14 protein-coding genes and 1 riboswitch are annotated in these 15,246 nt (G+C 62.5%); of the genes, 6 read left to right on the top strand and 8 right to left on the bottom strand.

The window, feature by feature from the left end; translation table 11 throughout:
• Positions 1 to 132: 132 nt before the first annotated feature.
• Together CTR53_RS02780 and CTR53_RS02775 are read left to right on the top strand one after the other, a co-directional pair.
• A complete protein-coding gene (locus CTR53_RS02780) occupies positions 133 to 2,019 on the top strand; it encodes a DEAD/DEAH box helicase (protein WP_290809271.1) in 1,887 nt (628 codons plus the stop codon).
• A 55-nt stretch (positions 2,020 to 2,074) separates the two neighbouring features.
• Complete coding sequence (locus tag CTR53_RS02775) at positions 2,075 to 2,704, top strand: trimeric intracellular cation channel family protein (RefSeq protein WP_290809270.1); 630 nt, start codon at positions 2,075 to 2,077, stop codon at positions 2,702 to 2,704.
• On the opposite strand, the gene CTR53_RS02770 is transcribed toward CTR53_RS02775, so the two are convergent.
• Positions 2,701 to 3,744, bottom strand: a complete 1,044-nt coding sequence (locus tag CTR53_RS02770; RefSeq protein WP_290809269.1) for a LacI family DNA-binding transcriptional regulator — start codon at positions 3,742 to 3,744, stop codon at positions 2,701 to 2,703. The genes CTR53_RS02775 and CTR53_RS02770 overlap by 4 nt on opposite strands.
• A gap of 138 nt (positions 3,745 to 3,882) precedes the next feature.
• On the opposite strand from CTR53_RS02770, the gene CTR53_RS02765 reads away from it, so the two are divergent.
• The 3 genes from CTR53_RS02765 to CTR53_RS02755 all read left to right on the top strand — a co-directional run bounded on the left by CTR53_RS02765 (position 3,883) and on the right by CTR53_RS02755 (position 7,696).
• Complete coding sequence (locus CTR53_RS02765; protein ID WP_290809268.1) at positions 3,883 to 5,445, top strand: UxaA family hydrolase; 1,563 nt, start codon at positions 3,883 to 3,885, stop codon at positions 5,443 to 5,445.
• A 44-nt stretch (positions 5,446 to 5,489) separates the two neighbouring features.
• Complete coding sequence (locus tag CTR53_RS02760) at positions 5,490 to 6,500, top strand: tripartite tricarboxylate transporter substrate binding protein (protein ID WP_290809267.1); 1,011 nt, start codon at positions 5,490 to 5,492, stop codon at positions 6,498 to 6,500.
• A 104-nt stretch (positions 6,501 to 6,604) separates the two neighbouring features.
• A complete protein-coding gene (locus tag CTR53_RS02755) occupies positions 6,605 to 7,696 on the top strand; it encodes a HAMP domain-containing sensor histidine kinase (RefSeq protein ID WP_290809266.1) in 1,092 nt (363 codons plus the stop codon).
• 24 nt (positions 7,697 to 7,720) lie between these two features.
• Here CTR53_RS02755 and CTR53_RS02750 read toward each other — a convergent pair whose 3' ends face one another.
• Positions 7,721 to 8,500: an aldolase gene (locus CTR53_RS02750; RefSeq protein WP_290809265.1), complete on the bottom strand. Its 780-nt coding sequence runs from the start codon at positions 8,498 to 8,500 to the stop codon at positions 7,721 to 7,723.
• Between the two features lie 136 nt (positions 8,501 to 8,636).
• Positions 8,637 to 8,719: riboswitch (ZMP/ZTP riboswitch) on the top strand.
• Positions 8,720 to 8,749: 30 nt separating this feature from the next.
• On the opposite strand from CTR53_RS02750, the gene CTR53_RS02745 reads away from it, so the two are divergent.
• On the top strand, positions 8,750 to 9,433 hold the full coding sequence (locus CTR53_RS02745; RefSeq protein ID WP_290809264.1) for a DJ-1/PfpI family protein: 684 nt from the start codon (positions 8,750 to 8,752) through the stop codon (positions 9,431 to 9,433).
• Between the two features lie 10 nt (positions 9,434 to 9,443).
• On the opposite strand, the gene CTR53_RS02740 is transcribed toward CTR53_RS02745, so the two are convergent.
• The 6 genes from CTR53_RS02740 to CTR53_RS02715 all read right to left on the bottom strand — a co-directional run bounded on the left by CTR53_RS02740 (position 9,444) and on the right by CTR53_RS02715 (position 15,135).
• Positions 9,444 to 9,755, bottom strand: a complete 312-nt coding sequence (locus tag CTR53_RS02740) for a ferritin (protein ID WP_290809263.1) — start codon at positions 9,753 to 9,755, stop codon at positions 9,444 to 9,446.
• A 64-nt stretch (positions 9,756 to 9,819) separates the two neighbouring features.
• Positions 9,820 to 10,791, bottom strand: a complete 972-nt coding sequence (locus CTR53_RS02735; protein WP_290809262.1) for an MBL fold metallo-hydrolase — start codon at positions 10,789 to 10,791, stop codon at positions 9,820 to 9,822.
• Between the two features lie 83 nt (positions 10,792 to 10,874).
• Positions 10,875 to 12,359, bottom strand: a complete 1,485-nt coding sequence (locus tag CTR53_RS02730) for a TrkH family potassium uptake protein (protein ID WP_290809260.1) — start codon at positions 12,357 to 12,359, stop codon at positions 10,875 to 10,877.
• Between the two features lie 62 nt (positions 12,360 to 12,421).
• On the bottom strand, positions 12,422 to 13,066 hold the full coding sequence (locus CTR53_RS02725; protein WP_290809258.1) for a tetratricopeptide repeat protein: 645 nt from the start codon (positions 13,064 to 13,066) through the stop codon (positions 12,422 to 12,424).
• A 209-nt stretch (positions 13,067 to 13,275) separates the two neighbouring features.
• Complete coding sequence (gene glnA, locus CTR53_RS02720) at positions 13,276 to 14,685, bottom strand: type I glutamate--ammonia ligase (RefSeq protein WP_290809257.1); 1,410 nt, start codon at positions 14,683 to 14,685, stop codon at positions 13,276 to 13,278.
• 111 nt (positions 14,686 to 14,796) lie between these two features.
• Positions 14,797 to 15,135 (bottom strand): P-II family nitrogen regulator, encoded by a 339-nt coding sequence (locus CTR53_RS02715; protein ID WP_290809255.1) that lies wholly within the window; start codon positions 15,133 to 15,135, stop codon positions 14,797 to 14,799.
• Positions 15,136 to 15,246: the final 111 nt, after the last annotated feature.

Below are 15,246 nucleotides of genomic sequence, written 5' to 3'. Positions count from 1 at the left end.
CGGTCTCCCCCTAAAACCCGCCCCAGCAGGGCCGGCGCAGGATGATCGCCATTCCCTGATCGGCCCTAAGATATTGGGTGGGCCGCTGCATTGACCGCCGAACCCCGCATCTCCTGAAAGTTAGAGTAAGACATGACTGAGTCTGTTGGCGCCGCCTTTGCCGGTGCCGTTCCGCCGTTGGCCGCGGCCCTGTCCGCGCGCGGCTATACCACGCTCACGCCTGTGCAGGAGGCCGTGCTGGCGCCTGAACACGCCGAGGCCGATCTTCTGGTGTCGGCACAGACCGGCTCGGGCAAGACGGTCGCCTTCGGCCTCAATATCGCGCCGACCCTGCTGCAGGGTTCGGAGGGCTTCGAGCCGTTTCGTCCCGGCGGCTGGGCACCGCCGCTGGCGCTGATCATTGCGCCGACGCGCGAGCTTGCCTTGCAGGTCTGCCGCGAACTGGCCTGGCTGTATGAGCAGACCAACGCGCGCGTCGTCTCCTGCGTCGGCGGCATGGACATGCGGGCCGAGCGCCAGGCACTGAATGCCGGCGCGCATATCGTCGTTGGAACTCCAGGTCGCCTGAAGGACCATATCGAACGCGGTGCGCTGGATATCGGCAGCCTGCGTGCTGTTGTGCTGGATGAAGCCGACGAGATGCTCGATCTCGGTTTCCGCGAGGATCTCGAATTCATTCTCGATGCGTCATCGTCCGAGCGCCGTACCCTGATGTTCTCGGCCACTGTGGCCCAGCCGATCGCCCAGCTGGCCAAGCGGTTCCAGAAGGATGCGATCCGCATCGCCACCGCCGGTGCCACCGAGCGCCATGGCGATATCTCCTATCGCGCGCTCACCGTGGCGCCGAACGAGCGCGAGAATGCCATCATCAACGTACTGCGCTTTCATGACGTGAAAAGCGCGATCATCTTCTGCGGCACGCGTATGGCGGTCACGCATTTGACGGCGCGTCTGTCCAACCGTGGTTTTACGGTCGTGGCCTTGTCCGGCGAGCTGAGCCAGAACGAGCGCACGCATGCCTTGCAGGCAATGCGCGACGGCCGTGCCCAGGTCTGCGTCGCCACCGACGTGGCGGCGCGCGGCATCGACCTGCCGGGCCTGGAAATGGTGCTGCATGCCGACCTGCCAACCAACGGCGAAACGCTGCTTCACAGGTCTGGTCGTACCGGCAGAGCCGGCAACAAGGGCCTCTGCGTGCTGCTGGTGCCGCATAACCGCAAACGCGGCATTCATCGCCTGCTGGCCGAGCATCATATCGACGCCGCCTGGGGGCAGGCTCCTTCGGCGGTCGAGATTATGGCTGCCGACCGCAAGCGCATCCTGAACGACGAGACGCTGCAGGGCGAACTGAGCGAAGACGAACAGGCCTTCGCCACCAAGCTGCTGGAGAAATATGGCGCCGAGCGCATCGCCGCTGCCTTCCTGCGCTTGCAGCAGAAGAGCCGCCCGGCGCCGGAAGAACTGTTGGATGTCGCCGCTGAAAACGACCGCGGGCCGGAGCCGTCACAGTATGGCAAGAAGGCTCCGCGCGATGGTTTCGCCAGCGAAGGCAAGGGCGGCGTGTGGTTCCGTATCAATGCCGGCCACAAGCAGAATGCCGAACCGCGCTGGCTGCTGCCGCTGATCTGCCGTGTCGGCCATGTCACTCGCAAGGATGTCGGCTCGATCAAGATCTTCCATACCGAGAGCCAGTTCGAGATCACTGTCGACGTGGCCGAACGCTTCATCCAGACGGTCGAGCGCGAAGGGACCGGCGAGAAGAAGATCACCATCACACGTGCCGATGGCCCGCCGCCTGAAAGTGCCGCGCCGCAGCGCGAGAAGAAGGCCTGGATTCCGGAACACGAATTCCGCCAGCAGCGTGCGGCCGGCGGCAAGCCGGGCGGTCGCGATTTCAAGCCCGGCGGCAAGCCGGCCTGGAAAAAGAAAGAGCGCCGCGAAGGCGGGGAGTTCCAGCCCGATCGTGCGCCTGATACAAACAAGGCCGGCTGGTCGAAACCGAAAAAGAAGCATCCCTGACCGGGCTTGCACGACCGGCGCCAGACACCTTCAGCATGATCGGGCTGCGGATGCCATGTTCCTGACCCTGTTCGACTTCGCCGGTACGTTTGTCTTCGCGCTTTCGGGCGCGACGGCCGGCGTGCGTCGGCGGCTCGACCTGTTCGGTGTGCTGGTGCTGAGTTTTGCCGCGGCGGCGGCGGGCGGCATCACGCGCGACGTGCTGATCGGCGCGCTGCCGCCGGTGGCGATCCGCGACTGGGTCTATCCTGTCATTGCCGGCATTGCCGCGCTGATCGTGTTTTTCCGCTATCCGCTGATCGAGCGGCTGAAGCATCCGGTGCAACTGTTCGATGCGGCCGGCCTCGCGCTGTTCGCCGTGTCTGGCACGCAGAAGGCGTTGATCTTCGACATGAATCCGTTGGCGGCCGCCATGCTGGGCGTGCTGAGCGGTATCGGCGGCGGCATGGTGCGCGACATCATGCTGGCGGAAATTCCTACCGTGCTGCGCGCCGAAGTCTATGCCGTGGCGGCGCTGGCCGGCGCGGCCGTGGTGGTGGCGGGCGAATTACTCGGCATCGCGCCGCATATCGGCATGATCGCCGGCGGGCTGTTGTGCTTCGTGTTGCGCGTGCTGGCGATCCGCCATAACTGGCAGATCGCCATTGCCGCACCACCGAGTGAGGACGACCGTCGGAAAGACTAAGCGCTGGCGCGCTCAGAAATGCTGAAGCCGATATCGACGATCTTTTTCTTCGGCATCTGTCCGGTGGCGCGTGCCATCAGCATTTCGGCGGCGATACGCCCGATGGCTGCACCATCGATGCGCACACTCGTCAGCGGCGGATCGGCATCCTTACCGTAGCTCTGGTCGCCATAACCGATCACCTTCAACTGCTGCGGCACAAAGATGCCGCGCGCCTTTGCCTCGACCAGTGCGCCAAGCGCCAGATTGTCGGAGCCGCAGAAGACGCCGTCGATGCGCGGATGATCGTGGAGCAGAGCTGCAAGCCCGGTGCGCCCATCGCCCATCGGGGTTGGCGCCGGCGCCTCCACGCTCGGGACCGCGATCTTCTTTGCCGCATAGAAAGCGGCGAAAGCCTCAGCACGCAGCCGGGCGCGGCGGTCATCGGGCGAGATGATTGCCGGCCGGCGACAGCCACGCTGCCACAGGTAGTCCGCTGCTGCCTTGCCGATGGCCGGATGTGAAAAACCGACCAGCATGTCGATCGGCTTCGGCGTCAGATCCCAGGTTTCGACCACGGGAATGCGCGCGGCGCGCAGTTTCTGCCGCGCCTGGGTGGAGTGCACAATACCGGTGAGGATGATGCCGTCCGGCCGACGACCGATCACCGCCTCCAGCAGGGCATCCTCGCGTGCATCGTCATAGCCGGCCTGGCCGATCAGCAGCTGGTAGCCATGCTGCTGCAGATGTTCGGCGACATTCTGCATGGTGGCAGTGAACATCGCGCCGCTGATGCTGGGCACCAGCGCCACGATCAGCTTCGAGCGGTTGGACGATAGCGAACCGGCCAGAAGGTTCGGGGTGTAGCCGCTGCGCTTGATCGCTGCCAGCACCTTCTCAAGCGTGGCCGGGGAGAGCTGGTCCGGCGTGTTCAGGGCGCGGGAAACCGTGATTTTCGTAACACCGACTTCGGCGGCGATATCGGCCAGCGTGGGCGTTTTCGCAACTGCGGTACGGCCCCGTGGGGCGATCTGTTTGGGCTGCTGCGCGGGTTTCTTCACAAATCGAGTATAGCCAAACGCAGATTTTAACGGTAGGTTCAGCCTTCATGTTACCGGTAACATTTTCTGGGCAACCTGATCAGCAAGGCCGTCCGTGGTAAGTTCAGTCAGTCCAGACCAGCAGCAAAGTACAGCCCCATGATGATCGACCTGCATGCCAAACGCCTGATTGGCCCCGTGATACGCCTTCATCCGGACGACAATACCGTCGTTGCCCGCGTCGATGTCGTGCCCGGCATTCCCGTGGAAGGGGATAATAAGCATCCCGGTTTCCTGATCCGCGACAAGACGCTGGCTGGCTACAAGATCGCTTCCGAGGATATCAAGAAGGGCGATCCGATCCGCAAGTACAATGTCACCGTCGGCTTCGCCAGGGATGACATCCAGACCGGCAGCATGCTGCACAGTCACAATACCGAGTTCCGTGAATTCGACCGCGATTATGCTTATGCGCGTGACTACGAGCCGGTGGAGATGATCCCCGAAGCGCAGCGCGCCACCTTCCAGGGTATCGTGCGGCCCGATGGTCGCGTCGGCACCCGCAACTTCGTCGGTATCGTCTCGACGGTGAACTGCTCGGCCACGGTGGTGCATGCTATCGCCCGGCACTTCACCGAGGAACGGTTGGCCGATTTTCCGAATATCGATGGTGTGGTGGCCTTCAGTCATGCGCTGGGCTGCGGCATGGAAATGACCGGCGAGGCGATGGCGCTGCTGCGCCGTACGCTGGGCGGCTATGTGCGCCATGCCAACCTTGCTGCCGTGCTGGTGATCGGCCTGGGTTGCGAGCGCAACCAGATCGGCGGTCTGATGGAAGAGCAGGGGCTGCAGCGCAGCGACAACCTGGTCACTTTTGTGATGCAGGAGACCGGTGGCACCCGCAAGACCATCGAAGCCGGCATCGAAGCCGTGAAGCGCATCCTGCCCAAGGCGAACGATGTGACGCGCACCACCGTGCCGGCCAGCCATATCACGGTGGGCCTGCAGTGCGGTGGTTCGGACGGATTCTCGTCGATCACTGCCAATCCGGCGCTCGGTGCGGCGATGGACATCCTGGTCCGCCATGGCGGCACGGCAATCCTGTCCGAGACGCCGGAGCTCTATGGCGTCGAGCACACGCTGACGCGCCGTGCGGCGACGCAGGAAGTGGGCGAGAAGCTGATTGAGCGCATCCGTTGGTGGAAGGATGTGTATGCCGTCGGCCGCGACGTGCAGATCAATGGTGTGGTCAGCCCGGGCAATCAGGCCGGCGGGCTGGCCAATATCTTCGAGAAGTCGCTCGGCTCGTCGATGAAGGGCGGCACCGGGCCGCTGATGGATGTCTACAAATATGCCGAGCCGGTCACGACCAAGGGGCTCGTCATCATGGACACGCCCGGTTACGACCCGTGTTCTGCCACCGGGCAGATCGCTGGTGGCGCCAACATCATCGCTTTCACCACCGGTCGCGGCTCAGCCTTCGGTGCCAAGCCGGTGCCGTCGCTGAAGCTTGCCACCAATTCGTCGATGTACCGCCGTTTGGAAGAGGACATGGACATCAACTGCGGCCAGATCCTCGACGGTACCAGGTCGATGCAGGAAATGGGGCAGGAGATCTTCGAACATATCCTGCGCACCGCCTCTGGCGAGAAGAGCAAGAGCGAGCTTCTCGGCGTCGGCGATCATGAGTTCGTACCCTGGCAGATCGGCATCGTGGGGTAACGAAGACCAGCCACCAAAGAGCACAACCGGAGGAAACCAAAAAAATGAAGAAAAATTTGAGAGGACTTGACCGTCGTCAAGTCCTGACGGGAACGCTTGCGTCCATCGCAACCCTGGGGACCGCATCGACGTGGTTCAAACCGGCGCTGGCGCAGGCTTATCCGTCGCGGGCGATCCGCTTCATCTGCCCGTGGCCGGCCGGTGGCACTGCCGACACCACCATGCGCGCATTGTGCCGTGTCGCCAGCGCCGAACTGGGCCAGCCGATCGCGGTGGAGAACCGTTCAGGTGCGGCCGGCATGATCGGCGCCGCCGCCATCGCCACGGCGCAGCCCGATGGCTACACCATCGGCCAGATCCCCTTAAGCGTGACGCGCTTCTCGCAGCTGGGCAATTTCCAGCACGATCCGCGCACGGACTTCACCTTCATCGCGCGTACCGCCGGGCAGACTTTCGGCATTGCCGTGCGTGCGGACTCGCCGTTCAAGACGATCCAGGAAGTGGTGGCCGCTGCCAAGGCCAAGCCCGATACGGTCACCTACGCTACGTCGGGTGTGGCCGGGCAGACGCATATCGGCATGGAGGAATTCTCCTATGCTGCCAAGATCAAGATGAGCCATGTGCCGTTCAAGGGCGGCGCGGACGCCCTGCAGGGCGTGCTGGGTGGCCATGTGCAGATCCTGGCGGATTCCAGCTCCTGGGCGCCGCTGGTGCGCGACGGCCGCATGCGGCTGCTGGCCACCTGGAGCGAGCGGCGGCTGGCCGGGTTCCCTGCCGTGCCGACGCTGAAGGAGAGCGGCTACAACGTGGTGATGCAGGCGCCGAACGGTGTCGGTGCGCCCAAGGGCCTCGATCCAGCGATCACGACCAAATTGCGCGAAGTGTTCAGGAAAGCGGCGCTCAGTGCGGAACATACGGATACCTGCAACCGCCTCGACATGGTGGTGATGTATCTCGACGGCCCGGATTACCAGATGTTCGTGGCCCAGAATTACGAGGAAGAAAAGGTTATTATCAAGCGGCTTAAGCTCAAGGATCTGATCGGTAAAAGTTAAATAGTACTACCGGGGAAGGCAGCGGCCCGCCGCGGCCTTCCTCTTTGTAATGATTACTGTTTTTCAACTGCTGGGCTTGGTCGGGTGGCGCTTAGAATGCGCCGATGACTATCCCTGCCGAAAAGCCGGCTAAGCCCTTCCGCTATCTGCACGCCGCCAATCGCTGGCTCGGGCGCTGTCACGTTGCGCTGGCGACGACGATCCTGGTTGTCGTCTGCCTTGTAGGTGCGCAATTGCTGATCATGATTTTCGGTCGTCTGCTCGACCAGCCACTGACTTACCGCATCTATCTGATTGGTGCGATTGTCACCGTCCTGGCAGCCACGCCGGTGATCCTGTATGCCCAGACGCTGCTGCGTTCGCAGCGTGCGGCCAGATACCAGCTGAAGCTGATGACGCGCGAGTTGGCCATTGCCCTGCACAATGCGCAGGACATCAACAATGCGCGCACGGCACAATTCGCCAATATGAGCCACGAGTTGCGCACGCCGATGAATGCCATCGTCGGATTCTCCGACATTCTGCGCAACGAGCGGTTCGGCCCGATGCAGAATGCGCGCTATCTGGAATTCGCTTCCGACATCAATGACAGCGCCCTGCACCTGCTGGATCTGATCAACAACCTGCTCGATCTGGCGAAACTGGAAGCCGGCGGCTTCGATATGGGTGATGCCACCCCGGTCGAGGTTGAAGACGCTTTGGAACTGGCCATACGTCTGTTGCGCCCGCTGTCGGCCCAGCAGGAGGTGACGGTCGCGACCCGTATCGATACCCCCGGTATCCATATCGTGGCGATTGAGCGAATGCTGCGCCAGATACTGATCAACCTTTTGTCCAACGCGATCAAGTTCACGCCACCGAAGGGCTGCGTCACGGTAAGCCTGCAGCACAATTCAGCAGGCGATGTGGAGATCGCGGTCAGCGACACCGGTATCGGCATGTCGGCGGCCGATATCCGTGCCGCCTTCATGCCCTTCGGCCAGGTCAACAGCATGCTGAGCCGCAAGCATGCGGGCACAGGTCTGGGCCTGCCATTGGCCAAGGCGATGGCCGAGCTCAATCATGGCCGCCTCGACCTGCGCAGCATGCCGGGCGAGGGAACGATAGTGACGCTGACTTTCCCCGCGCTGACACTCGGCCGTACCGAACCGACGCGGCCGGACGAACTCGCCGACCGGGGCGAGGAAGTGTTGTAAGGTCGGCTTTAGCCGGCCTCTTTCTCAGGATTTATAATCCGGCTCTTCGCGATCCAGAATGCGCTGCATGCTCAACAGATGCAGGCGGGCAGATTCATCGTCGCCGGCGCGCATCTGATCGTATGTCGCCTGTGCGATATGTTTCGGCACCGGTTTCAACCGGCGGCCGGTGCTTTCGGCCAGCACCTGCGCCTGGCAGGCGCGTTCCAGGTAGTAGAGATCGTCCCAGGCCTCGGCGATGGTCTTGCCCAGTACCATCACGCCGTGATGCATCATGAAAATGATGTCGGCATCGCCCATGGAGGCCGCGATGCGATCACCTTCATCGGTATCGAGGGCGAGGCCGTTATAGTCGTAGTCAACCTTGGTGCGGCCGTAGAATTTCAGCGAGGACTGGCCGGCGAAGGCCAGCGGTTCGCCTTCGACCATACACAATGCAGTGGCATGTGGCATATGCGTGTGCAATGCGACGCGGGCACGTGGCACATTCTTGTGCATACGGCCGTGGATGAAAAAGGCGGTGGCTTCAGGAATGCCATCCCCGGCGACGACGTTGCCGTGGAAGTCGCAGACGACGAGGTTGGAAGCGGTCACCTCACTGAAAGCGAAGCCATAGGGATTGACCAGGAAGAGGTCATCATGACCGGGCAGCATCGCCGAGAAATGGTTGCAGATGCCTTCGTGCAGTCCGAGCCGTGCCGCCATGCGGAAACAGGTGGCCAGATCGATGCGGGCCTGACGAATCTCCGGCGTATCGAGATCGGGTCGNNCGGCTCCGATGATGGTGACCATATAGCTTCCCATTTTCGTCATTCCCGCGAAAGCGGGAATCCAGAACAATGGCCAGACTGGGTTCCCGCTTTCGCGGGAACGACGAGCAAGGAGATTGCAGCGGGACAATTCTCCGGTTGCGGACTCAAGCCGACCTCCGTCACACTGGCTGTATCCGCGTGACTGGCGAGACAAGGTGGTTCACCACCGGGGAGCGCGGATTCTGCCGCGCCGCTCGCCTGGGCATCTCACAATCCATTGTCGTCCAAACGGGAGGCCGCGATGTCCCTGCAGATCGGTTTTGTGCTGTTTCCGAACCTGACCCAGCTTGACCTTACCGGACCGTGGGAGGTGTTTTCCAAGCTGCCCGGCGCGACTTGTCATCTGCTGGCCCCGACACTCGAGCCGGTAAAGAGCAGCAGCGCCGGTCTGACCATTCTGCCGACCACCACTTATGCCGATTGCCCGCAGCTCGACATTGTCTGCGTACCGGGCGGGCCGGGACACCTGCAGGCCATGGAAGATACGGCCACGCTGGATTTCCTCAAGCAGCAGGCACCGGGCTGCCGTTATGTCACGGCGGTTTGCACCGGCGCGCTGGTGCTGGCAGCAGCCGGGTTACTGCAGGGGTATCGCGCGACCACGCACTGGATGTCGCTGGAACGGCTTGCCGCCTTCGGTGCGATACCGATAGCTGAACGCGTCGTCACCGACCGCAACCGTGTCACCGGTGGCGGCGTCACGGCCGGTATCGATTTCGGTCTGGTCCTCGTACAGGCACTGGCAGGCGAGCAGATCGCGCGGGAAATTCAGCTGCAGATCGAATACGAGCCGCAGCCGCCTTACGGCGGTTCACCCGTGACGGCCAATCCGGCGACCGTCGCCTCCCTGCGCGGCAAGCTCGGGTCTTACGCGATACTAATGCAGGAGGTGGATACCCGCGCGGTGACCAGACTTAAGGGATGAAGGCAGCGGCCTAGCTCTTACCCATCGCCTGCTTTTCGGCAGCGACGATATCCTTTTCGGTGAACAGATATTCCTTGAGCTGTTTCTGGAAATGCTCGTCGTTGCGGCGCAGCCACTCCAGCGCCATGGCGGCATGCTCGATCTCTTCGCGCATATTGTGCAGCAGGATCTGCTTCAGCGCTTCGTCCTCGCAATCGTCGGCCCGCTGGCGGTACCAGTCGACCGCTTCCAGCTCTTCCATCAGTGAGACGATGGCGTGATGCATCGAGATCGTCTTTTTCGACAGACGTTCGCGCGGGGCATGCAGGGATTCGCTGGCCATGGATACTCCTCAGGCGTCTTGGGGCTGGCTGGGAGTAAATGGCGGAAGGCCGCGAAAGTTCCGGTTAGACTGCTCTGGTCCCCCCAATCGGCATCACATCGGCCTCGCCCGGTGCATAGCCGACGGCGGCAGCACCGCGCCGGAAGCGCTCGGCAGCCTCGAAGGGTGGCTCCTCGCTGAGAATGACGGTGCCCCAGTGCATGCCGACCACGCGTTTCGCGCTGATATCGCGGGCCAGCTGCGCGGCCTGTTCGGGCGTGGTGTGGCTGTTGCGCATGATGACCTGTGGTTCATAGGCGCCGATACCGACGAAGGCCGTATCGAACGGGCCGAGCTTTTCGCCGATCTCGCGGAATATCGGTCCATAGGCGGTGTCGCCCGAGAAGAACAGGTTGCGATGGCCGGCAGCATAGGCGAAGCCGCCCCACAATGAGCGATTACGATCGAACAGGCCGCGGCGCGAGAAATGCAGCGCCGGCGTGAAGGTGACGCTGACGCCGTTCTGTTCGGTGCGGTCGTACCAGTCGAGCTCAATCACAGCGCGGAAACCGTGGTGGTGGAAATACCGGCCGAGGCCGAGCGGCACGACGGCGGTGGTGCGATGCTTGTGCGGCAGGGCCTTCAGCGTCGCGAGATCGAGATGGTCGTAATGGTTGTGGCTCACCGTCAGGATATCGACGGGCGGCAGCTCGGCCGGGGCAATGGCCGGCGGCACATAGCGCCGCGGACCGAAGCGGTTGAGCGGTCCGGCATGGTCGGACAGGTAAGGATCCGTCAGGATCGTGGCGCCATTGAGCCGGATCAGAAAGGCGGCATGGCCGAGCCAGGTATAGCTGTCGCTGTTGTGATGACGCTGCAGGCCGGCTTCGACCTCACTGCGCGCAAGCACATGGCCCTCGGGCACCGAGACCTGCTCGCGCCCGCGCCGCGCCATACCCCAGAAGAAGGGCAGGCGATCGCGCAGCCAGCGGTCTTCCGCCGGTGGCATGGCGTGAGGATTGCGAAAGCGGCCGTTACCAGCGTGGTGTGCGCTCATACCATTCAGGATGAGGGGTGTGGTGGCAGCCCGCAATGTCTCGTAAGTGAGGCAGTGACGACGGTCACGCGGGACCCTGAGGCTCAGTTCCGCCAGAAGGAGCGGCTGAACGGGATCAGCAGGATCAGGATTTCCAGGCGTCCGGCCAGCATGCCGAAGGACATCAGCCATTTCACGCCTGCCGGTACCTCCTGGAAGGTGCAGCAGGGACCGCTGTTGGGCCCCAGGCCGGGACCGACATTGCCCAGCGCGGCCGCGGCGGCCCCCAAGCTTTCGGTGAAATTAAGGCCGAACGCGGAAATCGCCAGCGTCAGCATCACCAGCAGCAACAGGTAGGTGAAGATATAGGTGGCGACGCCGGTTCGCACGGCATCGGAAACCGTGTCGCCATTGAAGGTGACGCGGAAGGCACCATGCGGATAAATCTGGCGGCGAACCTGCATGCGCAGGGTTTTCAGCATGATCAGGATGCGGAAAACCTTGATACCGCCGACCGTAGAGCCGGTGCAGCCGCCGATCAGCATCAGCAGGAAGGCGACAGTCTCGGGGAAGCCGCCCCAGAGTGAGTAATCGTGGCCGGTGAAGCCGGAAGTGGTGATAATGGAGACGACGGCAAAGGCGGCACTGCGCACCGCGTCCAGGGTCGCAATATCTTCATGCATCAGGCGCCAGAGTGCGATCGTGGCCGTGGAGGCGGCAATAATGGCGATGAACAGGCGCACCTGTTCATCGCGGAACAGCATGCCGGGGCGGCCGTAGCTGGCAACGATGTAAAGGCCAAAGGGCATGGCGCCGAGCATCATGAACAGCACGGCGACCCACTCGACGGTGCCGCTCTGGAAGAAACTGAAGCCGGAATCATGGGTGGAATAACCGCCAGTCGCGATGGCGGTCATTGCGTGATTGACGGCATCGAAGAAGCTCATACCGGCAATCCAGAAGCAGAACATGCAGATGAAAGTCAGGATCGCATAGATGATGCCGATCTGCCGCACCACCTCGGTGATGCGCGGCAGGAACTTGGCCGAGTTGGGCGACAGGTCGAGGCTGAACAGCTGCAGGCCGCCGATGCGCAGGAAGGGCAGCGCCAGCACGGCGATGGTGACCACACCGAAGCCGCCGATCCACATCAGCAGTGAGCGCCACACCAGCAGCCCGCGCGGCAAATTGTCCAGCCCGACAATCACGGTGGACCCGGTGTTGGTCAGGCCTGAGACAGATTCGAAAACCGCATCGGCCAGTGGCAGCCGCAGTTCCGACAGCATGAAGGGGACTGCGCTGACCAGACAGATCGTCAGCCAGGTGGCCGGAAGCAGCAGCAGGGTTTCGTTCAGTGTGATTTTCTGGCTGCGGTCATAGGTGGCGAAAGCCAGGCCGGTACCAAGAAACAGCGTGCCGGCAGCACAGGTCAGGAAGACGACATAGTCTTCATGATCGTCTGCCAGGTCGATCAGCATCGGCACCAGCATGGCGATGCCGAAACAGCAGCTGACAGCGCCAACAAAAAACAGAATCGGAGCTGGCCGAACCGTGATGTTCTTCTGTGGGCTGACGACGGCGTTGCTCATCGGCGCGGAGTGTGGTCGGCCCGCCCGGCAGAATCAAGGGGGCGGTTCAGCCTTTGGCGGCCTCAGGCGCGGCCGCTATAGACCAGCATATGGCCGTTGCGGCAGGTCGGGCTGTAGCGGGCGATCAGGTAGCGCGGCCGGGCGCCGACCTCCTGGTTGCGCCGTGCGGTGATTTCGCTGCGCAGGCCGTCGGCCTGACGCTGGTCGCCGGCCTCGCGCAGTGCATTGGCGTAATCCTGCAGCGCTTCGGTGAAGGTGACCGGCTCGTCGTCTTCCAGCTTCAGGCGGCGTACCATGGCCACGCCCTGCGAGTAATAGGGTACCGATTCGGTATAGAGGCGGCGGTCGTAATAGAGCCGCCCCAGTTCGAACAGCCGGCGCGACACCTGCGCACTGGCCGGACCGCTGGTGGATTCCTCCAATGCCAGCGAAGTCAGCAGCAGTTCGCGCGCTTCATCGAACTTGCAGGCATGGCCCTTCATGCGGCCGAGATTGTACATGGTGAGCGACAGCAGCGCGGCAGGGACGTGTTCGGTGCCGGCCCAGATCAGGGCGCGGCCATAATACTCTTCCGCTCCGGGGAAATCGCGTGCCGCTTCGGCGCGAGTCCCAGCGTCGTAATACCGCGCCGTGTTCGTCGTGTTGAAATCCTTCGCGCAGCCTGCCGTCAGCACGGCCAGCGCAAGAATGGCGCATATCCGCCACATCGCCTGCTTCCCCTCATTCCCACATCCCATGGGGCCCAGCCCAAGACTAGGCAGGATCAGGGGGCGACGAAAGTAGGAAAATGGTTATGCCGGACAGCTATCAAGGCAATCCGGTAACTCGAAAAAAGAAAGCCCCGCCGGCAGGAACCGACGGGGCTTGTTGGACACGCGGCTGTGAAGCCGCGGCCCAGGGAAGTACGTCTTCGGTGTTAGACCGAGTAGTACATCGAGAACTCGATCGGATGCGGGGTGTGCTCGAAGGCGTACACCTCGTCCCACTTCAGTTCCATGTAGGCGTCGATGAAGTCGTCGTTGAACACGCCACCGGCCTTCAGGAAGGCACGATCCTTGTCCAGGGCTTCGAGCGCTTCACGCAGGCTGCCGCAAACCTGCGGAACCTTCTTCAGCTCTTCAGCCGGCAGGTCGTACAGGTTCTTGTCCATGGCCGGGCCGGGATGGATCTTGTTCTTGATGCCATCGAGACCGGCCATCAGCATGGCCGAGTATGCGAGATAGGGGTTCGCGCCCGGATCGGGGAAGCGGACCTCAACGCGCTTGGCCTTTTCGCCGGCGCCGAACGGGATGCGGCAGGAGGCCGAGCGGTTGCGCGCCGAATAGGCGAGCAGCACCGGGGCTTCGAAGCCGGGGATCAGGCGCTTGTAGCTGTTGGTCAGCGGGTTGGTGAAGGCATTTAGCGCCTTGGCATGTTTGATGATGCCGCCGATGTAGTACAGCGCCATCTCGCTGAGGCCGGCATACTTGTTGCCGGCGAAGAGCGGTTTCCCACCTTTCCAGATCGACTGGTGCACGTGCATGCCCGAGCCGTTGTCGCCCTTGATCGGCTTTGGCATGAAGGTCGCGGTCTTGCCCCAGGCATGGGCCACGTTGTGCACGCAATACTTATAGACCTGCATGCCGTCGGCGGACTTCAGCAGGGTGGCGAACTTGATGCCGAGTTCGTGCTGGCTGTTGGCCACTTCATGGTGATGCTTTTCGACCGTCACGCCCATGGCGGCGATGGTGGAGAGCATTTCCGAGCGCAGATCGCCACCCTGATCGAGCGGGGCGACCGGGAAGTAACCGCCCTTGACCGGAGCGCGGTGGCCCATATTGCCACCTTCGTAGACCTTACCCGAATTGTAGTCGCCTTCGATGTCGTCCATGTAGACGAAGGTTTCGTTCATCGAGGTCTTGAAGCGCACGTCGTCGAACACGAAGAACTCGGCTTCCGGGCCGAAATAGGCGACGTCGCCCACCTTGCTGGCCTTCACAAACGCTTCGGCAGCCTTGGCGATCGAGCGCGGGCAGCGGTTGTAGGGGGTGCCTTCATGCGGCTCGAGCACGTCGCAGAACAGGATCGCGGTGGTCTGCGCCGAGAACGGATCCCAGGTCAGGCTGTCCAGGTCCGGCTTCAGCAGCATGTCGGACTCGTTGATCGCCTTCCAGCCGGCAATCGACGAACCGTCGAACATGATGCCTTCCTTCAGGGTCGGCTCGTCGATCATGGTGATGTCGAAGGCGACATGCTGCCACTTGCCGCGCGGATCGGTGAAGCGGAAGTCGACGTACTTGGCTTCCTTTTCCTTGAGCTGCTTGATGATGGATTTGGCTTCAGCCATGGCTGTTCTTCCTGCTAGTTCTTCCCTGGTTGGTAACAACTCACTGAGATCGGGCCCGGGAGAGGGCGGCACTCGATGAGGGTGAGGAGGCGGAGAATTCCTGCTCCGCCGTTAGACCGCTTCCGTGCCCTTTTCACCGGTGCGGATGCGTATCACGTCTTCGACGGTCGAGATGAAGATCTTGCCGTCGCCGATGCGGCCGGTGCGGGCCGCCTGCGTGATGGCTTCGACGGCCTTCTCGACCATGGCGTCGTCGAGCACGACCTCGATCTTCACCTTGGGGAGAAAGTCGACGACATATTCAGCGCCGCGATAGAGCTCGGTATGGCCCTTCTGGCGGCCGAAGCCCTTGGCTTCGGTAACGGTCAGGCCTTGCAGGCCGATCTCGTGGAGGGCTTCCTTCACTTCGTCGAGCTTGAAGGGCTTGATGATGGCTTCGATTTTTTTCATGGGTGCTGCAACGCTTTGTCGGAAGGGAAATGACAGGGTGGGATATGCACGCTCTGTGCCAGTATTAACCCGGCCTTAACGCGCGGGATTCCCGCTACAGACGGGGGTGTG

Source organism: Ferrovibrio sp. (genome assembly GCF_002796975.1).
In the GTDB taxonomy this organism is placed as follows: domain Bacteria; phylum Pseudomonadota; class Alphaproteobacteria; order Ferrovibrionales; family Ferrovibrionaceae; genus Ferrovibrio.
This window is presented reverse-complemented; position numbering and strand designations above follow the sequence as displayed.